Below are 4,611 nucleotides of genomic sequence, written 5' to 3' on the forward strand. Positions count from 1 at the left end.
TCTGCGAGAGGCCCGAGAGCATCGAGCCGACGAGGAAGATCACGATCGCCGCGACGAACACGGGCTTGCGCCCGAGCATGTCGCCGAGCTTCCCGTAGAGAGGCGTCGAGACCGTCGAGGCGAGGAGGTACGCGGTCACGACCCACGACAGGTGATCGAGGCCGCCGAGCTCGCCCACGATCGTCGGCAGCGCCGTCGAGACGATCGTCTGGTCGAGCGCGGCGAGGAACATGCCGAGCATCAGCGCCACGAACACCGTTGTGAGCGCCCGTCCGTGAAGCCCTTCGTCCGGGATCTCGATCGCGTGGTCGTCGCGCTCGCTCAACGTCGCTCTCCCTCGAGGAGCCGGTTCATCTGCGCCTGCGTGAGCGGGCCGCGCGGAAGGGGGGTCGCGCCTCCGGCGCGGAGGCCGTCGAGGAGCAGCCCGAGATAGCGTCGCCAGAGATCCGGCGCGACGCCGCGTCCGGCCTCGAGCACGCGGCCCGCGGTCATGAAGACGAGCGGCATGTCCTCCGGCGCGAAGTCCGGCCGCAGAGAGCCGTCTGCGTGCGCGCGCTCGATGAGCCGGCGCACCAGCGGACGGACACGCCTGCGGACGGCGTCGCGCGCGTGGCCGTGCTCGGTGCCGGCGAGCACCTCGCGCAGCGCGCGGTTCTCGACGTGGAGCTCGAGCACGCGCTCGACGAACCCGGTGAACCCGGTCCACGGGTCGTCCTCCGCGAGGCCCTCCTCGGCGGCGACCACGAAGGCGTCGAGCGACTCCTCGATCACCGCCTGGACGAGGTCGTGCTTCGTCGGGAAGCGCCGGTAGAGCGTCCCCATCCCGACCCCAGCGCGGTCGGCGATCGCCTCGACCGGCACGTCGACGCCTTCTGCGGCGAAGGCGGCGCGCGCAGCGGCGAGGATGCGGTTGCGGTTCTCTCGCGCGTCGCGTCGAAGCGTCGGCGCGGTCGTCTCCGGCGTGGGCACCGAGTCACGGTAGCAGAAGCGGAGTGGTCGCTCCGGTTACGCGTCGTTCGGTCGTTCGAAGCTCGTGTGCGACTCGGAGTCGGACCTAGGCCACCGCAGCGAGCCGTGCCGAGAGCTCGCGCACGCTCGCGCGGAGCTCGTCGGGAGAGCGGATCTCGAAGCCGCAGCCGAGGCTCGCGAGCGTCCCGGCCATCCAGTCGAGCGAGTCCACCCGCATGCGCAGGAGCGTCCCGCCCTCGGTCTCGAGGAGCTCGGCCAGGGTGGAGGGGAGACGGCGCGCGGCGCGATCGACCGGGAGGTCCAGCAGCACCTCGACCTCGACGCCCCAGGGCACGCGCGCCAGCGAGCGGCTGACGTGGTCGACGGCGTCGAAGTCGTCGGGCGCCGGCGTCGCCGCCGTCTCGAGCAGGGCCGTCGACGACATCCGGTCGAGCCGGAACGTCCGCATGTCGTCGCGGAGGTGGTCGTGCGCCGCGAGGTACCAGCGCGCCGCGTGGACGACGATGCCGTAGGGGCTCAACTCCCGTCGCGTCCGCTCGCCGGCGTAGGAGCGGTACGCCGTCCTCACCCGGCGCCCGCGGCGAATGGCCTCGGCGAGCAGCAATACGGTGTCACCGGCGACCGGCGCGCCGGCGCGCGGGGTGGCGGTGAAGCCGAGCGCCGTCTCGAGCGCCTCGACGCGCCGGCGCAGCGGATCGGGGAGGACACGGTGGATCTTCGCGAGGGCGCCGTCGACCGAGCCCGAGTCGCTGTCGAGCCCCTGGCGCCGGGCGGCGATCAGGCCGAGGACGACCACGACGGCCTCGTCGTCGGAGAGCATCAGCGGAGGGAGCCGGTAGCCCGGCCTGACGCGGTAGCCGCCACCGACGCCGCGCTGTCCCTCGACGGGGATCTCGAGCGCCTGCAGCGCCGCGATGTACCGCCGCACGGTGCGGCTGTCGATGGCGAGCTGCTCTGCGATCTCGCGCCCGGTCGTCAGCGGCCGTGCCTGGAGGAGCTCGAGGAGCTCCAGGAGCCGTGCGGTCGGCGTCTGCATCGGACGGGAGTCAAGCACGGATAGAGGGCGGATATTGCCCTATTTCCGTTGTAGCGTCCGGGCATCGAGACGGACGGGAGGCGAGCGATGAGCGACACGTTGCAGATCGAGGCGTCGGCGGCGGACTTCGACTTCTGGATGGGGGCCTGGGAGGTGGCGAACCGGCGGCTCAAGCGGCGGCTCGCCGGCTCGGACGACTGGGAGGAGTTCTCCGCGACGTCCGTGGCGCGGCCGATCCTCGACGGCCTCGGCAACGAGGACGTCTTCACGACAGACCACGATGGCGGCTTCGTCGGCATGTCGTTCCGCTTCTTCGACCCGGAGCGGCAACGCTGGTCGATCTACTGGGCGGACTCGCGCCGCCCGGGCGAGCTCGATCCGCCGGTCGTCGGCCGCTTCGAGGGAGACGTCGGTGTCTTCGAGGGCGAGGACGTGCTCAACGGGCGCCCGATCCTCGTGCGCTTCACCTGGTCGGGCGTGACCACGCCGACGCCCCGGTGGGAGCAGGCGTTCTCGGACGACGGCGGCAGGACGTGGGAGACGAACTGGGTGATGGACTTCACGCCCGCCGGTGACGCCCTGTGAGCGTGATCGAGCGGAACGGGGAGGGGGTCGGCGCGTCCTACCGGCACGTGTCGAAGACGGCCCAGTTCGGGCAGAGCGCCGCGCTCGGGAACACGCTGCTCAAGTGGTACGAGATCGCTCCGGACGGAGAACCGGTGCCGCCGTCCGTCTCCGACCTCGCCCGCCTCGGCCTCGCCGACGCCGCGAGGCTCGGCGAGCTCCGGCTCGGGGGCGAGCTCGGGTTCGTGATCCTGCACCGCTGTGGCGGGGGCTTCTACTTCCTGCTCGTCTCCACGTGGCAGAACGACAACGAGCTCTGGGAGACGGTCTGGGCGAAGGACGGCGACCAGGACCGCGAGTTCCATCCGTGGCCGCTCGACGGCACGCACCGGCCGACCTTCTGCGTTTGGGAGCTCGGAGTCGTCGCGCACGAGCGCCTCGCGTGGGCCCGGTTTCTGAGCTCGGCGCGTGACCGCGACGCCCGCCTCGAATACATGCGCGACACCTACGAAGGGGTCGTGTAGCCCGGAGGCGCGTCGTTCCGCAACACTTGGGCCATGAGCACGAACGCGCCCGACATCGAGCCCGTCGAGACCCGCGAGTGGCTCGACTCGGTCGACGCCGTCGTCGACAGCGACGGACGCGGCCGTATGTCCTATCTTCTCGACCGCGTCGTCGACCACGCCCAGGATCTCGGTGTCCAGACGACCGCGGGCCTCTCGACGCCCTATGTCAACACGATTCTCCCGGAGGACGAGCCGGAGCTTCCGGGCGACCCGGAGCTCGAGGCGGCGGCGACCGCTCTCGTCCGCTGGAACGCCGTCGCGCTCGTCCTCCAGGCGAACGCCGAGTCGACCGAGCTGGGCGGCCACATCGCGAGCTACCAGTCGGCCGAGACGCTGTACGAGGTCGGGTTCGACCACTTCTGGCGCGCCCGCTCCGAGGACCACCTCGGCGATGTCGTCTACCTGCAGGGGCACTCGTCGCCGGGGTTCTACGCGCGCGCCTTCCTCGAGGGCCGTTTCTCGGAGGACGAGATGCGGAGGTTCCGGCAGGAGGTCGGCGGCGGCGGCCTCTCGTCGTACCCGCACCCGTGGCTGATGCCGGACTTCTGGCAGTTCCCGACCGTCTCGATGGGGCTCGGGCCGCTGATGGGGATCTACCAGGCGCGCTTCATGAAGTACCTCGCCGCGCGCGGGATCGTCGAGCACGGCGACCGCAAGGTGTGGGTCTTCATGGGCGACGGCGAGACTGACGAGCCCGAGTCGATGGGCGCGATCTCGCTCGCGGGGCGCGAGCGGCTCGACAATCTGGTCTTCGTCGTCAACTGCAACCTGCAGAGGCTCGACGGGCCCGTCCGCGGGAACGGAAAGATCATCCAGGAGCTCGAGACGAACTTCCGCGGCGCGGGCTGGAACGTGATCAAGGTGATCTGGGGCTCGAACTGGGACCCCCTGCTCGAGGCCGACGACGAGGGTGTCCTCCGCACGCTGATGGAGGAGTGCGTCGACGGCGAGTACCAGACCTTCAAGGCCAACGACGGCGCGTACGTCCGGGAGCACTTCTTCGGGCGCTACCCGGAGACGAAGGCGATGGTCGCCGACTGGACCGACGACGAGATCTGGGCGCTGCGGCGCGGCGGGCACGACCCGCGCAAGGTCTACTCCGCGTACGACGCGGCCGTGCGCCACACGGGCCAGCCGACGGTGATCCTCGCGAAGACGATCAAGGGCTACGGCATGGGCACGGCCGGAGAGGGCCGCAACATCACGCACCAGCAGAAGTCGATGAACGAGGAGGCCCGCCTCGCGATCCGCGACCGGCTCGGGATCCCGCTCACCGACGAGCAGGCGACCGGCGCGTTCTTCTACCGGCCGCCCGAGGACAGCCCCGAGCTCGCGCATCTGCTCGAGCGCCGCAAGGCGCTCGGCGGGAGCCTCCCCGCGCGGCACACGGACGCCGGGTCGCTCCCGACGCCCGCGCCCTTCGACAACGTGCTCGAGGGCAGCGGGGAGCGAGAGAACTCGACGACGATGGCGCTC

5 protein-coding genes and 1 pseudogene are annotated in these 4,611 nt (G+C 71.1%); 3 read left to right on the forward strand and 3 right to left on the reverse strand.

Annotated elements, in window-relative coordinates:
- The 3 genes from VNM44_RS12605 to VNM44_RS12615 form a co-directional block, all read right to left on the reverse strand.
- Positions 1-301 (reverse strand): MFS transporter (locus tag VNM44_RS12605; protein ID WP_349258040.1); only part of this gene is annotated, 301 nt, incomplete at its 3' end.
- Positions 302-321: 20 nt separating this feature from the next.
- A complete protein-coding gene (locus tag VNM44_RS12610; protein WP_325626235.1) occupies positions 322-969 on the reverse strand; it encodes a TetR/AcrR family transcriptional regulator in 648 nt (215 codons plus the stop codon).
- A gap of 85 nt (positions 970-1,054) precedes the next feature.
- Entirely contained in the window at positions 1,055-2,005 is a 951-nt protein-coding gene (locus tag VNM44_RS12615) for a YafY family protein (RefSeq protein WP_325626236.1), read from the reverse strand.
- Positions 2,006-2,092: 87 nt separating this feature from the next.
- Here VNM44_RS12615 and VNM44_RS12620 point away from each other — a divergent pair, with 87 nt between their 5' ends.
- The 3 genes and pseudogenes from VNM44_RS12620 to aceE form a co-directional block, all read left to right on the forward strand.
- Positions 2,093-2,590, forward strand: a complete 498-nt coding sequence (locus VNM44_RS12620) for a hypothetical protein (protein ID WP_325626237.1) — start codon at positions 2,093-2,095, stop codon at positions 2,588-2,590.
- A 2-nt stretch (positions 2,591-2,592) separates the two neighbouring features.
- Entirely contained in the window at positions 2,593-3,093 is a 501-nt protein-coding gene (locus VNM44_RS12625; protein ID WP_325626238.1) for a hypothetical protein, read from the forward strand.
- A gap of 33 nt (positions 3,094-3,126) precedes the next feature.
- A pseudogene (gene aceE, locus VNM44_RS12630) lies at positions 3,127-4,611 on the forward strand (pyruvate dehydrogenase (acetyl-transferring), homodimeric type); the annotation flags it as partial.

This window comes from Gaiella sp., assembly GCF_035558935.1.
Taxonomy (GTDB): domain Bacteria; phylum Actinomycetota; class Thermoleophilia; order Gaiellales; family Gaiellaceae; genus Gaiella.

What these genes read in the sequence shown, in the direction of transcription:
- VNM44_RS12615 (WP_325626236.1), bottom strand. Translation starts at nt 2,005, where the DNA reads ATGCAGACGCCGACCGCACGGCTCCTGGAGCTCCTCGAGCTCCTCCAG.
- VNM44_RS12620 (WP_325626237.1), top strand. Translation starts at nt 2,093, where the DNA reads ATGAGCGACACGTTGCAGATCGAGGCGTCGGCGGCGGACTTCGACTTC.